The organism is Bacteroides sp. ET336 (assembly GCF_024733815.1).
Classification (GTDB): domain Bacteria; phylum Bacteroidota; class Bacteroidia; order Bacteroidales; family Bacteroidaceae; genus Phocaeicola; species Phocaeicola cellulolyticus.
Window position 1 is genome coordinate 23,800 of sequence record NZ_JANRHK010000007.1, and the last position, 20,050, is coordinate 43,849.

General features: G+C 40.3%; 18 protein-coding genes and 3 tRNA genes. 18 read left to right on the forward strand and 3 right to left on the reverse strand.

What is annotated here, in order from left to right:
- The first annotated feature begins 6 nt into the window (after positions 1-6).
- From NW213_RS08375 to hisB, 5 genes are all read left to right on the forward strand, one after another.
- The gene (locus tag NW213_RS08375) at positions 7-498 is read left to right on the forward strand and encodes a PaaI family thioesterase (RefSeq protein WP_258322468.1); all 492 of its coding nucleotides are present in this window, start codon (positions 7-9) and stop codon (positions 496-498) included.
- A 253-nt stretch (positions 499-751) separates the two neighbouring features.
- Positions 752-1,603, forward strand: coding sequence for an ATP phosphoribosyltransferase (hisG, locus tag NW213_RS08380; RefSeq protein WP_204393851.1), 852 nt, complete (start codon positions 752-754; stop codon positions 1,601-1,603).
- Positions 1,604-1,699: 96 nt separating this feature from the next.
- Positions 1,700-2,974 (forward strand): histidinol dehydrogenase, encoded by a 1,275-nt coding sequence (gene hisD / locus NW213_RS08385; RefSeq protein WP_258322469.1) that lies wholly within the window; start codon positions 1,700-1,702, stop codon positions 2,972-2,974.
- Between the two features lie 11 nt (positions 2,975-2,985).
- Positions 2,986-4,023 carry a histidinol-phosphate transaminase gene (gene hisC, locus NW213_RS08390; protein ID WP_258322470.1) on the forward strand — a complete coding sequence of 346 codons (1,038 nt, stop codon included), beginning with the start codon at positions 2,986-2,988 and terminating at the stop codon, positions 4,021-4,023.
- A 9-nt stretch (positions 4,024-4,032) separates the two neighbouring features.
- Positions 4,033-5,154 (forward strand): bifunctional histidinol-phosphatase/imidazoleglycerol-phosphate dehydratase HisB, encoded by a 1,122-nt coding sequence (gene hisB / locus NW213_RS08395; RefSeq protein ID WP_258322471.1) that lies wholly within the window; start codon positions 4,033-4,035, stop codon positions 5,152-5,154.
- Between the two features lie 337 nt (positions 5,155-5,491).
- Here the strand turns inward: hisB and NW213_RS08400 are convergent.
- The 3 genes from NW213_RS08400 to NW213_RS08410 form a co-directional block, all read right to left on the reverse strand.
- A tRNA-Thr gene (locus NW213_RS08400) sits at positions 5,492-5,565 on the reverse strand.
- Between the two features lie 37 nt (positions 5,566-5,602).
- A tRNA-Thr gene (locus NW213_RS08405) sits at positions 5,603-5,676 on the reverse strand.
- Positions 5,677-5,712: 36 nt separating this feature from the next.
- A tRNA-Thr gene (locus NW213_RS08410) sits at positions 5,713-5,786 on the reverse strand.
- A gap of 301 nt (positions 5,787-6,087) precedes the next feature.
- Between NW213_RS08410 and NW213_RS08415 the strand changes: the two genes are divergently transcribed.
- The 13 genes from NW213_RS08415 (at position 6,088) to NW213_RS08475 (ending at position 20,049) form a co-directional block, all read left to right on the forward strand.
- The gene (locus NW213_RS08415) at positions 6,088-6,621 is read left to right on the forward strand and encodes a DUF4199 domain-containing protein (protein ID WP_258322472.1); all 534 of its coding nucleotides are present in this window, start codon (positions 6,088-6,090) and stop codon (positions 6,619-6,621) included.
- A 33-nt stretch (positions 6,622-6,654) separates the two neighbouring features.
- On the forward strand, positions 6,655-7,605 hold the full coding sequence (locus NW213_RS08420; RefSeq protein ID WP_258322473.1) for a glycosyltransferase family 2 protein: 951 nt from the start codon (positions 6,655-6,657) through the stop codon (positions 7,603-7,605).
- Between the two features lie 6 nt (positions 7,606-7,611).
- Positions 7,612-8,160, forward strand: coding sequence for a DUF6452 family protein (locus tag NW213_RS08425; RefSeq protein ID WP_154043911.1), 549 nt, complete (start codon positions 7,612-7,614; stop codon positions 8,158-8,160).
- Positions 8,111-8,812 (forward strand): DUF6048 family protein, encoded by a 702-nt coding sequence (locus tag NW213_RS08430; RefSeq protein WP_235339658.1) that lies wholly within the window; start codon positions 8,111-8,113, stop codon positions 8,810-8,812. The genes NW213_RS08425 and NW213_RS08430 overlap by 50 nt, the downstream gene beginning before the upstream one ends.
- A 57-nt stretch (positions 8,813-8,869) precedes the next feature.
- Positions 8,870-9,436 carry a manganese efflux pump MntP family protein gene (locus tag NW213_RS08435; RefSeq protein ID WP_258322474.1) on the forward strand — a complete coding sequence of 189 codons (567 nt, stop codon included), beginning with the start codon at positions 8,870-8,872 and terminating at the stop codon, positions 9,434-9,436.
- Between the two features lie 17 nt (positions 9,437-9,453).
- Positions 9,454-10,467, forward strand: coding sequence for an FAD:protein FMN transferase (locus NW213_RS08440; RefSeq protein ID WP_235339656.1), 1,014 nt, complete (start codon positions 9,454-9,456; stop codon positions 10,465-10,467).
- Between the two features lie 308 nt (positions 10,468-10,775).
- Positions 10,776-12,113, forward strand: coding sequence for an NADP-specific glutamate dehydrogenase (gene gdhA, locus NW213_RS08445; RefSeq protein WP_204392095.1), 1,338 nt, complete (start codon positions 10,776-10,778; stop codon positions 12,111-12,113).
- 160 nt (positions 12,114-12,273) lie between these two features.
- Positions 12,274-13,974, forward strand: coding sequence for a fimbrillin family protein (locus tag NW213_RS08450; RefSeq protein WP_258322475.1), 1,701 nt, complete (start codon positions 12,274-12,276; stop codon positions 13,972-13,974).
- A gap of 89 nt (positions 13,975-14,063) precedes the next feature.
- Positions 14,064-14,933 carry a hypothetical protein gene (locus NW213_RS08455; protein ID WP_258322476.1) on the forward strand — a complete coding sequence of 290 codons (870 nt, stop codon included), beginning with the start codon at positions 14,064-14,066 and terminating at the stop codon, positions 14,931-14,933.
- A gap of 19 nt (positions 14,934-14,952) precedes the next feature.
- Positions 14,953-16,305 carry a S41 family peptidase gene (locus NW213_RS08460; protein WP_258322477.1) on the forward strand — a complete coding sequence of 451 codons (1,353 nt, stop codon included), beginning with the start codon at positions 14,953-14,955 and terminating at the stop codon, positions 16,303-16,305.
- A 102-nt stretch (positions 16,306-16,407) separates the two neighbouring features.
- Positions 16,408-17,871, forward strand: coding sequence for a TolC family protein (locus tag NW213_RS08465; RefSeq protein WP_204392103.1), 1,464 nt, complete (start codon positions 16,408-16,410; stop codon positions 17,869-17,871).
- 9 nt (positions 17,872-17,880) lie between these two features.
- Positions 17,881-18,867 carry an HlyD family secretion protein gene (locus NW213_RS08470; RefSeq protein ID WP_154043919.1) on the forward strand — a complete coding sequence of 329 codons (987 nt, stop codon included), beginning with the start codon at positions 17,881-17,883 and terminating at the stop codon, positions 18,865-18,867.
- 9 nt (positions 18,868-18,876) lie between these two features.
- The gene (locus NW213_RS08475) at positions 18,877-20,049 is read left to right on the forward strand and encodes an ABC transporter permease (protein ID WP_258322478.1); all 1,173 of its coding nucleotides are present in this window, start codon (positions 18,877-18,879) and stop codon (positions 20,047-20,049) included.
- The last annotated feature ends 1 nt before the right edge of the window (position 20,050 follow it).

The window sequence follows — 20,050 nt, forward strand, 5'->3', positions numbered from 1 at the left end:
CAGCCTATGAAAAAGATTATTAACCCCTGGAAAGGTCTCGACGGATATTACTGCTTCGGATGTGCGCCAAACAATGAAGCCGGAGTAAAGATGGAGTTCTACGAAGACGGAGATGATATAGTAAGTATCTGGCATCCTGAAGCAAAATATCAGGGATGGGTAAACACACTGCACGGTGGAATACAGGCCACACTGCTGGACGAAATCTGCGCATGGGTGATAGCAAGAAAGCTTCAGACTACGGGCGTAACGTCGAAAATGGAAACCCGATACATGAAATCCATAATGACTACTGACGATTATGTGGTGTTACGCGCACATATCAAAGAACAGAAACGAAACATCATACTGGTAGATGCATCAATCTATAATATGAAGGGAGAAGAGTGTACCAGAGCTACTTGCACATACTTTACTTTTCCAAAAGAAAAAGCGCAGAAAGACATGTTTTTCTACGGATGCGAGACAGAAGACGAAGATGTCAATCCGCTAATTTGAAAGAAAAATCAAACTTTTTGCATTAAATATTTGGAATTATAAATCTTTCACTATACTTTTGTCGCAAACAATAAGAAAAAGTTATGATTTTTACAACTGCTCTACATCACCATCATCATTTCCTGACGAAATAATCGGTAGGCTGATGGCTCATGCAGTTCATTATAGAAAAAGATTTATTCAAGGCTTGCCGTAAAACAAACGGTGAGCCTTTTTTATTAATGCAGATTATAAACTTTTAAAATCGAAAGATATGCTAAGAATTGCCGTACAATCAAAAGGCCGCTTGTTCGAAGACACAATGGCCCTGCTTGCAGAAGCTGACATCAAACTGTCAACATCAAAACGCACATTGCTCACACAGTCAACAAACTTCCCTGTAGAAATCCTGTTCCTGCGCGATGACGACATACCTCAATGCGTGGCAAGTGGAGTTGCCGACATGGGTATAGTAGGTGAAAACGAATTTGAAGAAAGAGAAGAAGAAGCTGATATTGTCCAAAGACTGGGATTCAGCAAATGCCGTCTGTCTCTAGCCCTGCATAAAGAAATTGAGTATAACGGTCTGGAATGGTTCAACGGAAAGAAAATTGCTACTTCCTATCCGGTAATTCTGAAAAAATTCCTCGATAAGAATAATATAAAAGCTGATATACACGTTATAACAGGTTCGGTAGAAATAGCTCCGGGAATAGGATTGGCAGACGCCATATTCGACATAGTAAGCTCAGGCTCAACACTTATCAGCAACAACCTGAAAGAGGTAGAGGTGGTAATGAAAAGTGAAGCTCTTCTAATTGGCAACAAGAACATGAGTGAAGATAAAAAAGAAATCCTCAAGGAACTGCTGTTCAGACTGGATGCCGTAAAAGCTGCCGAAGACAAGAAATATGTACTGATGAATGTTCCTACAGACAAGGTGAAAGATATAATTGAAGTTCTTCCGGGAATAAAAAGCCCTACAGTCATGCCACTTGCCACCGAGGGATGGAGCAGCGTACACACAGTACTGGACCAGAAATGTTTTTGGGAGATAATAGGAAAACTGAAAGCTATCGGCGCACAGGGAATATTGGTTCTTCCTATCGAAAAGATGATCCTCTAAGAATAAGAATAAAGATTTAAAGTTGTTAGTTTTTAGCTGTTAGAAATCTATGCTGATATAACTAAAAACTAATAACCAACAACTAAAAACTAAAAAATGAACATAATAATATATCCTGCACGGTCAGAATGGAAAAACCTTCTGAGTCGTCCCACATTAAACACGGCAACACTTCGCGACACAGTGCTACAAGTACTTGGTGATATACGCGAAAAAGGCGACAAAGCCGTTATTGAATACGAAGAGAAATTCGACAAGGTAAAACTGTCGTCACTCGAAGTAACTGAAGAAGAATTTGCTGAAGCTGAAAAAGCTACCGATAACACACTGAAGGAAGCCATCGGCAAGGCATTGGAAAATATTCGCACATTCCACGCATCACAAAAGTTTGAAGGACAGAAAGTCACTACTACAACAGGAGTTACATGCTGGCAGAAAGCAGTAGCCATAGAGAAAGTAGGTTTATATATTCCAGGAGGAACAGCTCCCCTTTTCTCTACAGTGCTGATGCTCGCAGCTCCGGCAAAGATTGCAGGATGCAAAGAAATAGTCCTGTGTTCACCTCCAAACCGTGAAGGTAAAATCAACCCAGCTATACTTTATGCAGCCAAGGCAGCCGGAGTAAGCAGAATATTCAAAGCCGGTGGCGTACAGGCTATAGGAGCAATGGCATACGGTACTGAAAGCATCCCAAAAGTATATAAGATATTTGGGCCGGGCAACCAATACGTAATGGCAGCCAAGCAGGAAGTATCACTACACGATGTAGCTATAGATATGCCTGCCGGACCTTCGGAAGTAGCTGTGCTTGCAGACGAAACAGCCAATCCGGCATACGTGGCATCCGACCTGCTCTCACAGGCTGAACACGGAGTGGACAGCCAGTCAATACTGATCACCACATCGGAACAGCTTATCAATGCAGTGCAGGAAGAAGTGGAAAAACAGTTAGCCGTACTTCCAAGAAAGGAAATAACAGAGAAATCACTTTCACACAGCAAACTTATATTGGTAAATACCATTGACGAAGCTATAGAAATGACTAACGAATATGCACCTGAACACCTGATTATAGAAACTAAGGACTATATGCAGGTAGCAGAACGAATAGTCAATGCCGGCTCGGTGTTCCTCGGTCCATACACACCTGAAAGTGCAGGCGACTATGCTTCGGGAACCAATCATACCCTTCCTACCAACGGATATGCAAAAGCCTACAGCGGAGTAAATCTGGACAGTTTCACCCGCAAGATTACATTCCAGGAAATCACACGCGAAGGCATAATGAACATAGGACCTACAATTGAGACAATGGCGGCAAACGAATATCTTGACGCCCACAAGAATGCCGTGACAGTAAGACTTAAATAACGGACAAGACAATGAAAGAATTAAAAGAACTTATACGCCCCAATATATGGTCGCTTAAACCTTACTCATCAGCCAGAGACGAGTATAAAGGTGCTACGGCATCTGTATTTCTCGATGCCAACGAAAATCCATATAACACACCGAACAACCGTTACCCCGACCCATTACAGACAGAACTGAAGACTTTGGTTTCAAGGGTTAAAAACATAGGCAAAGACAGAATATTTTTAGGAAACGGAAGTGATGAGGCAATAGATATTCTCTATCGTACATTCTGTGTTCCCGGTGTTGACAATGCCGTAGCAATAGATCCTACATACGGTATGTACGAAGTGTGTGCGGATATTAACGACGTAGAATACAGAAAAGTATTGCTAGACGAAAATTTCCAATTCAAGGCTTCAGAACTACTGTCAAGGACAGGCAACAATACCAAACTGATTTTCCTATGTTCGCCCAACAACCCCACAGGTAACAATCTGTGTCACAAAGAGATAGAAACCGTATTAGAAAACTTTCAGGGAATTGTGGTAATAGACGAGGCATATATAGACTTTTCCACAGAAAAGTCATTCACAACAATGCTCGACAAATATCCTAACATGGTGGTACTACAGACATTCTCAAAAGCGTGGGGATGTGCCGGAATAAGATTAGGTATGGCATTCGCATCTGAAGAAATCATTTCAGTGTTCAATAAAGTGAAATATCCATATAATGTAAACCATCTCACCCAAACAGAAGCTATCAACATGATAGGCAAAGAATATCAGATTAAGGAATGGGTGAAAACATTACTTACCGAACGCAGCAGACTTATTGAAAAGTTCGGCAATTTGGATTGTTGCGAACATATCTACCCTACCGATGCCAACTTCTTCCTTGCCAAAGTCACTGACGCAAAAAAGATATACGATTATCTGGTAAATAAAGGAATCATAGTAAGAAACCGTACAAATGTCACTTTGTGCCATAACTGCCTCAGAGTTACTATAGGTTCACGTCCTGAGAACGACAAACTTATAGAGGCCCTTGAAAACTATAAATAAGGAGAGACAATGAAAAAGATATTATTCATAGACCGCGACGGCACACTGGTGATAGAACCACCTGTCGATTATCAGCTCGACTCTTTCGAAAAACTTGAGTTCTATCCTAAGGTTTTCCGGAATCTGAGCTTTGTGCGCGAAAAACTGGACTACGAATTCGTTATGGTAACCAATCAGGACGGACTCGGAACAGACTCATTTCCGGAAGACACATTCTGGCCTGTACACAATCTTGTAATGAAGACTTTTGAAAACGAAGGAATAACCTTCGACAATGTCTGTATAGACAGAAGTTTTCCTGAAGACAATGCACCTACCAGAAAGCCACGCACAGGAATGCTGGCACAATATATCAACAACCCTGAATACGACCTGGCAGGAAGTTATGTTATAGGCGACCGTGCCACCGATGTAGAACTGGCCAAAAATCTTGGATGCAAAGCCATTCTCCTGCAAGATGACAAAGAAATTCTGAAAGAGAAATCACTGGAGGAATATTGTTCCCTTGCAACAAAGGACTGGGACAAAATAGCCGAATTCCTGTTTGCCGGAGAGAGAAAAGCTGAAGTAAGACGAACAACAAAAGAAACCGATATTTATATATTTCTGAACCTTGATGGTAACGGAGCTTGTGATATAAGTACCGGATTGGGATTTTTCGACCACATGCTTGAACAGATAGGTAAACACGGAGGACTGGATCTTACGATAAAAGTAAAAGGAGACCTCGAGGTAGATGAACATCACACCATAGAAGACACTGCTATAGCTCTTGGAGAATGTATCTACAAGGCGTTGGGAAACAAACGCGGAATAGAACGATACGGTTACTGTCTGCCTATGGACGACTGCCTGTGTCAGGTAGCACTCGATTTCGGAGGACGTGCCTGGCTGGTTTGGGATGCAGAATTCAAGCGTGAGAAAATAGGCGATATGCCTACCGAGATGTTCCTGCATTTTTTCAAGTCATTAAGTGATTCGGCACGAATGAACCTCAACATAAAGGCTGAAGGCCAGAATGAGCACCACAAGATTGAAGGTATTTTCAAAGCTCTTGCACGAAGTATCAAAATGGCCGTAAGACGTGATGTATATCACTTTGAAGTTCCCTCAAGCAAAGGATGTATATAACAACAACTCATTAATAACCGGAGGAGGCTTAACAGCCTCCTTTTTTGTTAATAAAGATTTCATACCAACTAAAACAGTTAAACCATGTTATAAAACACACATTTTCGCGCACAAAACTTGCAAATTCAGGAAAAGTCCGTACCTTTGTATCGTGTTTTTCATAGTATTAGATTTTAAGGTTAACAAAGGTTGGAGTACAGCGGTACTCCTTTTTTTATGTCTATACATTTCATATCTATATATACAAAATGCCGTCCGAACATCCCAAAAGATTTCCGGACGGCATTTCGTTTATAACAACAAAAAAATCAGATTGAATTATCAACCTGATTTTTCGAGCCTCTTGTCGGATTCGAACCAACGACCCCGAGATTACAAATCACGTGCTCTGGCCAACTGAGCTAAAGAGGCAAGGGGGAATAATATTCCAAATATGTTTGTTTTTTTGAGCCTCTTGTCGGATTCGAACCAACGACCCCGAGATTACAAATCACGTGCTCTGGCCAACTGAGCTAAAGAGGCAAGGGGAATAATATTCCAAATATGTTTGTTTTTTCGAGCCTCTTGTCGGATTCGAACCAACGACCCCGAGATTACAAATCACGTGCTCTGGCCAACTGAGCTAAAGAGGCAGGTGGGTAAGCTTACCATATCGCGCCGCTACAACCAACTACCTTTGCTGCGATCAAGCCCTGGAGGATTCGAAGGGAGCTGGCCGTATGGGACTTACCCATGTTATGTCTGCTTTCGATTAAAACCGTATCGGTGTTTCTCGATTGCGGGTGCAAAGGTAGGTATTTTTTTTTATTACGCAACTATTCTTCTATAAAAAAATAAAGTTTTTCCCTTAAAAAGATGATTTTTCCTCGTTTTATATACTTCCTATGCCGAAAAAACTTACTTTTGCACTATAATTACATATATAGAAAAGACATGGAAGACAAACCAAAGACACTACAAGAACATGCAACGCGTTTCGGTACGATGATGGGAATATTCTGGATAATAAAATTCTCATTTCTGCCAATAGGTTTCAAAATACCACTCCTGCAGCTTTTATTCATTTTCATGACATTGTTTGTCCCAATACTTGGCTACATATATATACGTAAATACAGAGAACGTTACTGCGGCGGCGAGCTGTCATTCATACGCGGATGGGTATTCTCGCTCTACATGTATTTCTTCGCCTCACTCCTTACCGCAGCTGCCCATTATATCTATTTTCGTTTTATCGACAACGGCTATCTCATGGGAACATACATGGAGCAACTGGAAAATCTTAAATCAACTCTGACCGGAGACCTGGAGACTTCCATAGACCAGCTGATACAAAATCTTGAAACCATAGCATCAATGTCTGCACTCCAGCTTACCATGCAATTAATATTCCAAAACATATTCTACGGAGCACTGCTATCACTTCCTACAGCATTATTGGCAATGCGAAGAAAGAAGAATCCATAAAATAAAATAATCAAGAAATAAAAACATATCCAAATGGACATATCAGTAGTAATTCCTTTATATAATGAAGAAGAATCCTTGCCGGAACTTCAGGCATGGATAGAACGAGTAATGAACGAAAATGGTTTCAGCTATGAAATAATTTTTGTAAACGACGGTAGTACCGACAACTCATGGAACGTTATAGAAGATCTTAGCAAAAAGCACGATAATATTAAAGGTATAAAATTCCGCCGTAACTACGGTAAGTCCCCTGCCCTGTTCTGCGGTTTCGAGAAGGCTGAAGGAGATGTAGTCATTACCATGGACGCTGATTTACAGGACAGCCCAGATGAAATTCCGGAACTATACAGAATGATTACAGAAGACGGATACGACCTGGTTTCAGGATGGAAACAGAAAAGATACGATCCACTTTCGAAAACAATACCTACAAAACTGTTCAACGCTACAGCCAGAAAAGTTTCCGGCATCAAGAACCTGCATGACTTCAACTGCGGACTGAAAGCATACCGACGCGAAGTGATAAAGAACATTGAGGTTTACGGCGAAATGCACCGCTACATACCATATCTGGCAAAAAATGCAGGTTTCAGCAAGATTGGCGAAAAAGTGGTACACCATCAGGCACGCAAATACGGAAAGACAAAATTCGGAATAAACAGATTTGTAAACGGATACCTGGATCTCATAACTTTATGGTTCCTGTCTAAATTCGGAGTCAAACCTATGCATATTTTCGGTTTCCTCGGATCGATAATGTTCTTCCTTGGATTTGTGGCTGTAATAGCTGTTGGAGCAATGAAGATATATAACATGCATGCCGGTAACCCATACAGCCTAGTGACAGACAACCCATATTTCTTCCTTGCACTGACTACTATGATATTGGGTACACAGCTGTTCCTAGCCGGATTCATCGGAGAACTTATAGCACGCAACTCCACAGAGAGAAACAAGTATCAAATTGAAAAAGAACTTTAACACACGATGAAGAGACTACCCATAATATTCATAGCGATAACCTTGCTTGCAACACTTATCCTGAACAGTTGCGAAGGTGAAAGCTGTCCGCCAAATGCCATGGCATATGCCAAATTCACCATGGTAAACCAGCACGGAACGGCAGTGGCACCAACTGTACCTACAAGCATAATAGGACAGATAACTACCGACGTAACGGTTTATGACACTCTTGAAAATGGTGAAATCATAGAAAGAATAGTGAAAGACTCCGTAATAAACGATACACTGATAAACAAAGAAAGCAACCTCAGCACATTCAAAGTTCCTTTGAGCTATGATGACCAAACCACTTTCATTATAAATTACAACGGTGAACAGCAAGACTATATCACAATAAAGCATCGCAATATACCATATTTTATGAGTGTCGATTGCGGTACAATGATGTTTCACGAAGCAACGGAAGTGACACACAGCAACGGGATAGACTCCATAGTAACAATAAATGCAAACATTGACAATTATGAGAAAGAAAACTTCAGGATATATTTTACAGTTTCTGATACTCAGTAGTCTGCTGATATGTCCGATGTATGCTTTCGCACAAAATAAAAAGGACAAGGAAAAGACAGAAAACGTAAAACTGTATCAGGGAACCACCATAGGTGTAGAAGTAGCCGGTCTGGGCAACTATGTATTGGGCAGCGACATCCTTAGCAGCGAAATAATGCTTCAGGCTAATCTTCTGAACCGTTTTCTGCCTGTTTTAGAGGTGGGATACGGTAAAGTGAACACAATAAGCGATGCCACCGACATACGATACAAGACGGCTGCTCCATTTTTCAAGATAGGAGCCGACTATAACTTCTTTTACAACAAGCCTCATCTGCCCGGATTTCTATACGGTGGAATCAGATACGGATTTTCATCATTCGTTTACGATGTGGACGGACCGACAATGACCGACCCTAATTATGGCGGACAAATACAAGTGCCGTTCTCATATCATGGTGTAAACACCACAGCCCACTGGCTGGAACTGGTAGGCGGAATGAAAGTCAGAATTTACAAAGGTTTCTGTATGGGGTGGAGCGTCAGATACAAAAAACGCCTCAGCTACACCAAATACCCTAACACGGAACCCTGGTACATACCTGGATACGGTGAAAATGCAGGAACAGGATTTACACTATCCTATCATCTGATGTATAATCTTCCGTTTTAATATAAGGACATAACAAAACCTTTATGTCCTTTTGTTATTTTGTCAAATATAAAATATATGAGCGTAATTGAAATATGGCTTCTGGCGATAAGCCTCGCCATCGACTGTTTCACCGTTTCAGTGGCAAGCGGTATAATACTACATAAGGTTGAGTGGAAAACATTTCTCAAAATGGGCTTCTTCTTCGGCTTCTTTCAGGCTATGATGCCATTCTTTGGATGGTTGGGAGCAAAAGGCTTTCATCACTACATAGAGGCATACGACCATTGGATAGCATTCGGACTCCTGACATTTCTTGGCGTAAGAATGATAAAGGAATACTTCAGCGATGAAGAATCCGAAAGTTTCAACCCAAGCAAACTAAAAGTCATCCTCACATTGGCTGTTGCCACAAGTATAGACGCACTGGCAGTAGGCATATCATTCGCCTTTACCGGATTCAGCACACTAAGCTCATTGGCATATCCGCTAGCAGCCATAGGCGTAGCATCTTTCGTGATATCAGTAATAGGCAGCCTCATCGGTGTGTTCTTCGGCAAAAGATTCAATCTCAGAATGGAGATATTCGGAGGACTGGTACTGATAGGCATAGGAGTAAAAATACTTATCGAACATTTATCATAAAAAAACAAATAAAAGACATGAACAATAAATCATTAAAATGGCAGATACCATTCCTCGTTCTGCTAATAGTGGGAACAGTACTCATATTGAAGAAACAGCCACCGTTTCACACCGACCAGGGACTAGTGTTCGGCACAGTATATAAGATAACATATCAGCATGCCGACAACCTGAAACCGGAGATTGAAGCTGCATTGAAAGAAGTTGACAACTCACTATCACCATTCAACAAGTCTTCTGTCATAACAAAAATAAACAATAATACTGATATGACTGCCGACAGTCTTCTGACAGACGTCTATACGCTGGCAAAAAGAATATCAGAAGAAACAGACGGAGCTTTTGACATAACTGTAGCTCCTCTGGTCAACGCATGGGGATTTGGGTTCGACAGTTCAACGAACGTAAGCCGCGAGACGATAGACTCACTGCGCCAGTTTGTTGGTTTCGAAAAAATATCACTGAAAGACGGAAAGATAATAAAGAAGGACAGCAGGACAATGCTTGACTGCAGCGCCATAGCAAAAGGCTATGGAGTGGATCATGTGGCACGCCTGCTCGACAGCAAAGGAGTGGAAAACTACATGATAGACATAGGCGGCGAACTTGTCCTGAAAGGCAAGAATCCGAAAATGAATCCGTGGAGAATAGGAATAAACAAACCGATAGACGATTCTCTGTCAGTAAACCAGGAACTTCAGACAGTGATTGAAATCACAAATGCAGGACTTGCCACATCGGGCAATTACCGCAACTTCTATTATAAGGACGGAAAGAAATATGCCCACACCATCAATCCGCGTACAGGCTATCCGGTGCAGCACAACATACTGTCATCGACCGTTGTGGCAGAAAACTGCGCTACTGCCGACGCATATGCCACTGCTTTCATGGTGCTTGGACTTGATTCTGCCGTTGCCATATGCAATGCTCACCCTGAGATAGATGCCTATTTCATCTATTCGGACGAAAACGATTCTACACAGATTTTCTACACCGAAGGAATGAAAAGATTTATCAGAAACAAATAATTTTTCAATTAAAAAGGACAATACGCAAAGCCGTCGCACGAACGTGTAACAGGCGTCACACGAACGTGTCACAACCGTCACACGAACGTGTCACAGTCGTTACACGAACGTGTTACTCTTACCATGCGCTTAATTCTATCCAAACACACTCTAAAATCAACTTACAAATAGACTACCATATTCAAACCTACTAACTTTTTATCATTATTTTACACAAATACACGCAGAAAAATTTGGTTAGAATATAGAATTTCATAATTTTGCATATACAAAACATTTCATTTTGTCAGACCTTAATATTTTGAATTATGAATATCAATCAAATCATGGCTTCATTGGAAGCAAAGCATCCCGGTGAATTGGAGTATTTGCAAGCAGTAAAAGAAGTATTACTCTCTATCGAAGATGTTTATAACCAACATCCTGAATTCGAAAAAGTATCATTGATAGAACGTTTGGTTGAACCGGACAGAATAATAACTTTCCGTGTACCTTGGGTTGATGACAAAGGCAAGGTGCAGGTCAACATAGGTTATAGAGTACAGTTCAACAACGCCATAGGCCCTTATAAAGGCGGTATCCGTTTCCACGCATCAGTAAATCTTTCAATCCTTAAATTCCTTGGATTCGAACAGACTTTCAAGAATGCCCTCACAACATTGCCAATGGGTGGCGGTAAAGGTGGTTCCGACTTCTCACCTCGTGGAAAGAGTGATGCGGAAATAATGCGTTTCTGCCAGGCATTCATGCTTGAATTGTGGCGTCACCTTGGTCCTGACATGGACGTACCTGCAGGCGATATAGGTGTTGGCGGCAGAGAAGTTGGCTATATGTTTGGTATGTACAAGAAATTGACTCACGAATTTACAGGTACTTTCACAGGTAAGGGACTTGAATTCGGCGGTTCACTAATCCGTCCTGAAGCAACAGGTTTCGGTGGTCTGTACTTCGTAAAACATATGTTGGACAAGAAAGGTATAGACATTAAAGGCAAGACAGTAGCTATCTCAGGTTTCGGCAACGTGGCATGGGGAGCTGCAACCAAAGCCACACAGTTGGGAGCAAAGGTTGTGACTATTTCAGGACCTGATGGTTATATATATGATCCAGACGGAATAAGTGGCGAAAAGATTGACTATATGCTTGAACTTCGTGCTTCGGGCAACGATATAGTTGAGCCTTATGCTGAAAAATTCCCTGGTTCAAAATTCGTTCCGGGACGTCGTCCATGGGAAGTTAAGGTAGATATTGCACTTCCTTGCGCAACTCAGAACGAATTAAATGGCGAAGATGCTGGAAATTTGATAAAAAATTCCGTACTTTGCGTCGGAGAAATTTCAAACATGGGTTGTACGCCTGAAGCAATAGATGCATTCATCGAAAATAAGATAATGTATGCACCTGGTAAAGCAGTAAATGCAGGTGGTGTTGCAACATCAGGTCTTGAAATGAGCCAGAACGCAATGCATCTGAGTTGGAGCGCACAAGAAGTTGACGAAAAACTTCATCATATAATGCATAATATCCACGAACAGTGCGTCAAGTACGGAACTGAACCTGATGGATATATAAATTATGTGAAGGGTGCTAACATTGCAGGCTTCATGAAAGTAGCTCATGCAATGATGGCTCAAGGAATAGTTTAGAATTAAATCTTTATGATTTAAGATATCTCGTTTAGTTGTATTTGTATTTTGTATTGTAGCTTGCGCTGCCCGCCTGAGAAGGTATGGCAGCGTTTTTTTATTCCATATAATGGACCATTGTTATAACCTGACTGTTATATATACATCTAATTTTATAACAATGAAAACAAGCACTTTACTATCGGCCATTACAATATTAATATTGGCAGCATGTACAAAAGAAAACTTCACAGAGAACAATCTTAAAGAAACTCAACTAGTTACAATTACCGGAAATTCCATGTCCGGTTTCAAAGACATTAATTCCAGAGCATCAACTGTCAGCTATATACCCGAAGACGGTTCCATACTATTCTTCAGTGAAGGAGGGGTTAAAGCCAACGGAGACACACTATATTATACTGATGGAAAATGGAGCGGCTTAAAAGACGACAATTGGTATATTGATGACGGAGACGCCAACATTACAGCATATTATCCGATAATTCACAGCAGCGAAGATCTTTATTACGAGAATGGTGAGCTGAAAGATGTAGTATGCTACAGAAACAGTGTTAAAGCCGGAGAACAAATAAGTTTAAGTTTCAATCATATTTTTGCAAAATTCATTATAAACATTGAGAAGGGACTAAACGATACAATTAAAAAAGTTCACGTAAAAATACCTCAAAAAATAAACAGTATCAATCTTAAGACATGTGAGTACACCACTACAGAGAATAACAGCGGAAGTTTTACTTTCGATAAAAACGATAATTGTAAATATGAATTCTTCATACCTGCTATGAATGGAATGAGCCTGTCGTTTAAAATAGAGAGTAACAACATAATGTCCAAAGAAGTGATTATAAATGAGGACATTTTCGAAAGAGGGTATGAATACATATGTAATGTAAGCAAAAACAAAGGAAACGGCATTTATACTACAAAAGACTTCATAGCGTTCACTCATCTTATAAATGGTGAAACAGAATATGAAGGGAAAAAACTTGAAGATTTCTATACAGAGATAAACGGCAAAAAAATATTCAATTTATACAATGACTTGAGTTTCACGGATGAGGAGGCGGGAAAAATTTCCATTATAAAAGAATTCAATTATACATTCAACGGGAACAATCACACATTATCAAATCTGAAAATAAATCAAGAAGACATTGTAAACCTTGGTCTATTTGGAGAAAATAAAAAAAACGGATACATAAAAGATTTAACCATAAACAACTGTAAATTTAGTTTACCTGAATATAATTCTTACAGTACAGGATGCTTGTTCGTGGGAATGAATGCCGGAACTATAGACAACTGCCACGTTACTAATGGAATCATAAATATGTATCAGGAAAAACAAAAAAGCTATGCAGGCTTCTCAGTTATCAATACAGGTTCGATTATAAACAGTAGCATATCAAATTTGCAATTAGAATACAACAATGGCTTACTAGGTATTTTTGTATATCAAAACAATGGAAATATCTTTAACTGTAAAATAAAGAATAATATAAACAAAAATGCAATAGCAAGTAATGCCTCTACGATTTGTGTTAACAATGAAATGAGATTATATAACATATTTGTGTCTGAATATAAAAATGGATATTATGGTATTTGCCATAAAAACGATCCCGGACATTATTACAACTGTATTCTACCTAAAGAATATAAAGGGAAAACAATACATGAAGATCACGAAAGCGGAACAGCATTAAAAAAAGCCGTATATTATTCAAACACTCAAGAAGAATATAATAATATTGTAGATAGTTTAAACCTATGGATTGAAGATAACAAATCAAAATATTCGCAATTCACCTTCCGCAAATGGAAAACAGACCCTTCAGAGAAGGTAATATTCGAATAGAGACTATATTATGTTTTTTTTGGAGACCAAAACCATACATCTTGACATAATTATTGTATTTTTGCGGCATATTACCAATAAATAAAATTATGAATAAGAATAAGTCTCTAATAATCATAGTTATTCTTGCTATCTTAGTAGCTGGTGTATCATTCTTTGCAATCCATCAGATGCAGCAAAACAAAGAAATGTCCGAACTGTTTGCCATAGAAAAAATGGAAATGGAAAACGAGTACAGCACTTTTGCCACACAGTATGACGAATTGCAAATACAGATAAACAATGATTCACTCAGAGAAAAACTGGAAAGCGAAAAGCTAAAGACACAAAGGTTACTTGAAGAACTTCGCCAGGTAAAGACAAGCAATGCCGCTGAAATAATGAGACTGAAGAAGGAACTTAAAACCGTAAGAGCCGTATTGAGAAGCTATGTTATGCAAATAGACTCTCTAAACAAAATCAATGCAGCCCTACAGGAAGAAAATAAAGAAGTAAAAAGTAAATATAGCGCAGCGACAAGACAGATTTCAAACCTGTCGAAAGAAAAAGAATCTCTGAACGAAAAAGTTACATTGGCATCACAGCTTGACGCCACAAACATAGTGACAGAGCCGCTTAACAAACGCAACCGTGAAGCAAGAAAAGCCAAGGACGTAAAAAAACTTGCAGTATCGTTCACTATTGTAAAGAACATTACAGCTAAAACCGGAAATAAAACTGTATATGTAAGAATAGCCAAACCTGATAATGAAGTTCTGACTAAAAGCGATTCGAACACTTTTCCATACGAAGACAGAAACATTTCATATTCTATGAAGAAAATGATAGAATATACAGGTGAGGAACAGACTGTTACATTATATTGGGATGTAGAGGAATTTATGCCGTCGGGTACATATAAAGTATATGTCTTTGCAGATGGCAACATGATTGGACAAGGTTCGTTTACTCTTAAATAATCACGACAGAATGTATAAGATGAAAAATATTATATCTGGAATAATGGGCGGACTTGCTATATCCGCCCTTGTTTCTTCATGCGGTGAAGACCGTTCGGGAGAATATTACGCGCTTATTACAACTCAGACATGGATGTACGAAACCATGCAGCAGGAATACCTCTACTATCAGGACATACCAGACAAGAATTCACTCAATTTCTTTAAAAAGCCGAGTGAGTTCCTCAGTTCAATGGTTTCTTCAAAAGACAAAAAATCAGGAGCCACATTCTCACACATAGATTCTGTTTTCGTTACCACAAGAAGCACATCCACAACCCCTACTTTCGGTTTCGAAGGTACAATGGTAAGAGCCGAGAACGGTTCGTACGGTATAAGAGTGCTTTACACCCAAGAAAATTCACCTGCAGAGGAAGCCGGATTAAAAAGAGGAGACCTCATTATAGCTGCCAATAATAAGAAGATAAACAGTTCTGATCTTTTTTATATCACATCGCCTAAAGAAGCATATCTGTTCACTATGGGCAAATTGAATGAAAGAGGATTCGACACTTTGCAGACGGTACAAATGCCATCACCCAGAATTGTAGAAAACAAAAACATCTACAAGTCCGATATAATGGAAATTGCCGGAAAAAGGGTTGCATATATAATGTATAACGAATTCGGAAACAATGATACCGAAAATCTGAAGCAACTGTTCAAAGATATAGCAGGTCAATCAGTAGATGATATTATCCTCGATTTGAGATATAATCCTGGAGGATATGTAAATATTGCACAATTGGTTTCCACTAATCTTGCACCTCAGGAAGCTATGGGAAGTGTCTTTCTTAAAATGACACATAACGATAAGATTAACCAGACCGATATCCTGAACTTCGAACAGTCATTATTGGCTAACGGTTCACCCGTAAATTACAAAAACTTATATGTAATAACATCAAGCAACACTGCTTCAGCTTCGGAAATAGTGATTAACTGTCTGAGACCATATATGGCCGGAAGACTCATACAGGTTGGCACTGCAACTTTTGGAAAAAACGTTGCACAACAACTCTATACAGACGAAGCGAAAGCCCCGATGCTAGAATTCTGGATGACAAACAGCCTGCTGAGCAATGCAGAAGATTTCAGCGATTATTACACTAGTGGTCTGAAGCCGGATTATGAAAAAGCAGAAAATTTCAAGGGTGAATTAGGAGAGTTGGGAACAGCTCAGGACTCACTTATGATACCTATAATAAAACATATAGAAACCGGAAGCTTCCCAACAACAGAGACTCCGGATGCTGCATCAAGAAGTCTTGATGAGAAACTTCGTTTTAATAATTCAATCGACCTGAAACCTAAATCGGCAATCATAAAATAAAAAATAGAAATCTTTTCAACAATATCCTTTGTTTATTTGTTATTAAGGCATATATTTGCAATGTTGCATAAACAACCAAACAATAAAAACATTTCATTTGGTATGAAAAGATTTCTTAGCATTATCCTATTGGCCGGAATTACTATAAACGGTTTCAGCCAACGCATCCTGTCACTGGACAGTTGCAGAAACCTTGCTATCCAGAATAACAAGGAACTGCGTATAGCACAGGAGAAAATAAATGCCGCCCACTATAACAAAAAGGCTGCATTTACGAACTATCTGCCCAAGTTCGACATCATGGCAACCTACATGCGTACGCAAAAAGAGATTTCATTGCTCAGCGACGAGCAGAAAAATTCAATCAGTAACATCGGTACTGCAACCGGAGCACAACTGCAACAACAATTCCAGCAGATTGCCGCATCAAATCCTATATTGGCTTCGCTATTGGAACCGCTTCAAGGCATGATACCAGGGCTTACAGCCGGACTTAACGGAGTAGGTCAAGGACTTGTTGACGCTTTCCGCACAGATACACGAAACATGTTTGCCGGTGCCGCTACCCTAACCCAACCATTGTTCATGGGCGGAAAAATCATCGCTTACAACAAAATTACAAAATATGCGGAACAGCTTGCACAGATGCAACATGCTACTGGTATGGAAGACCTTATCCTGAATACAGACAAGGCTTATTGGCAGGTTGTATCTCTGGTCAACAAAAAGAAACTGGCCGAAAGCTATCTCAAACTGCTTGAAACTCTTGATTCGGATATAGACAAGATGATAGCCGAAGGTGTTGCAACAAAAGCAGACGGCCTTAGCGTTAAGGTTAAGAAGAACGAAGCTGAAGTGACTCTATTGAAAGTGGAAAACGGATTGAGCCTTTCGAAGATGGTTTTATGCCAGATATGCGGTTTGCCTCTTGACACAGATATTTCTCTGGAAGATGAAAACATGGACAACCTTACACTTCCTAATTTATATACTGAAAGTAATGTAAACACTGCTTTAGCCAACAGACATGAACTTAAAAGCCTTGAACTGGCATCGCAGATATACAGACAGAAAGTTAACGTGGTACGTTCGGAATTCCTTCCTTCGCTTGCCCTTACAGCAAACTATGCAGTAACAAATCCTTCACTTGTTAACGGTTTCGAAAACAAATTCAGAGGTTTCTGGGCTGCAGGAGTAGTATTGAAAGTTCCTGTGTTCCACTGGGGAGAAGGTATCTATAAAGTCAGAGCTGCAAAAGCTGAAGCGAACATTGCAAGATACCAGCTTGAAGATGTGAAGGAAAAAGTGGAACTTCAGGTGACACAAAGCTCATATAAGGTGAACGAAGCTACAAAACAGCTTCACATGGCAGAACAGAACATGGACAAGGCTGAAGAAAACCTTCGTTTCGCGACTCTCGGCTTCAAGGAAGGCGTGATACCTACAAGCAATGTACTTGAGGCACAAACAGCATGGCTTTCTGCACAATCGGGCAAAATAGACGCTCAGATAGACATGAAAATGAGCGAACTGTATTTACTAAAATCAATGGGAACATTAAAATAATAAAAAGATATGGCTGATAAATCACAACACAGCAACGTTTTGCTGGCATTTTTCACATTGGTGGCTGCTATAGTCATCGTTAGCGTTATTGGATTCTTCACTCTTGGTAAAGGTCCTGAAATCATACAGGGACAGGCTGAAGCTACTGAATACAGGGTTTCAAGCAAGGTACCGGGACGTATTTTGAAATACTTCGTAACAGAAGGCGATCAGGTAAAAGCCGGCGACACACTTGCCATACTTGAAGCACCGGATGTGATGGCCAAACTGATGCAGGCTCAGGCTGCAGAACAGGCTGCACTGGCAATGAACCAGAAAGCAAACAGAGGTACTCGTGCCGAACAGCTTCAGGCTGCCTTCGAGATGTGGCAAAAAGCTAAAGCAGGTCTGGAAATAGCCGAGAAATCATATAAAAGAGTTAACAATCTGTATGAGCAGGGAGTTATCTCAGAACAGAAAAGAGACGAGGCTAAAGCTCAGTACGAAGCAATGAAAGCCACAGAAAAGGCTGCAAATGCACAATATACAATGGCAAAGAACGGAGCTCAGGCTGAAGATAAGGCGATGGCTGCCGCTCAGGTGGAACGTGCAAAAGGTGCCGTAGCAGAAGTATCTTCTTATATAAACGAGACTTATCTTGTAGCATCGGCAGACGGTGAAGTGACAGAAATTTTCCCTAAAGTGGGCGAACTGGTAGGTACTGGCGCTCCTATTATGAATGTGGCACAGCTTGACGATATGTGGCTTACATTCAACGTAAGAGAGGATTTGCTTAAAGACTTCACAGTAGGTGGAGAAATAAAGGCTTACATTCCTGCTCTTGAAAAAGATGCCGTACTAAAGGTTTACTATATGAAAGACCTGGGAAGCTACGCAGCATGGAAAGCTACAAAAACTACAGGACAGTTCGACCTCAAGACTTTTGAAGTTAGAGCAAAAGCTGTAGATACTGTAGAGAACTTGCGTCCCGGAATGTCTGCCATAATTGAAAAATAATAAAGGAATATGTCGAATACCGCCTATAAACTTATAAAAATAATGAGGCGCGAGGTGCTTCGTATCGCTACAAAACCGATGTATCTGTTTTGTATGATTATTGCACCTCTGCTCTGTTATGTGTTTTTCGCTACTCTGATGAGTAACGGACTGCCGACAGACTTGCCTGCCGGGGTGGTGGACCTCGACAACACATCTACCACAAGAAACATAATCAGAAATCTGGATGCATTCCAGCAGACAAAAATAGTGGCGCATTACACCAGTGTGGCTGAAGCTCGCAGAGCCGTACAAAAAGGCGATATATATGCTTTCTACTACATTCCTGAAGGAACAACAGAGGAAACACTAGCCAGCAGACAGCCTAAGGTTTCGTTCTATGCAAACTATTCATATCTCATTGCAGGATCACTGATTTACAGGGATATGAGGACAATGTCCGAGCTTGCAGGTGGAGCAGTAGGAAGAGCCACTCTCTATGCCAAAGGAGCAACAGAGGATCAGGCAATGGCATTTCTGCAACCCATTGTTATAGACACACATGCCATAAACAATCCGTGGCTGAATTATTCCATTTACCTGTGTAACACTCTTTTCCCGGGTGTGCTTATGCTATTGATATTCATGACAACAGCATATACTTTAGGAACGGAGATAAAGGAAAACACAGGAAAAGAACTGATGGCACTTGCCGACAATTCTATTGTTACGGCCCTGATAGGAAAGATTCTTCCTCAGACTCTGGTGTTCTTCATCATGGCTACGTTCCATAATATCTACCTGTACGGATTTATGCATTTCCCATGTCATGGGGGTATCCTATCCATGATATTGGCCGGATTATTGCTGGTACTGGCATCGCAGGCTGTAGGTATTTTCTTCTATGGATTGTTCGGTTCGATGCGTCTTGCTCTGAGTGCCGCATCACTGTGGGGAGTGTTGTCATTCTCCATTTCAGGCTTCACATTCCCTGTAATGGCAATGCACCCTACCCTCCAGGCTTTGAGTAACTTGTTCCCGTTGAGGCACTATTTCCTACTATACGTAAACCAGGCATTAAACGGTTACCCTATAATCTATGCCTGGCATTCGGTAGTTGCACTAATGCTGTTCCTGCTATTGCCTTTCTTTGTACTGAAGAAACTAAGGCAGATTATGGAAACATACGTATATCTCCCTTAAC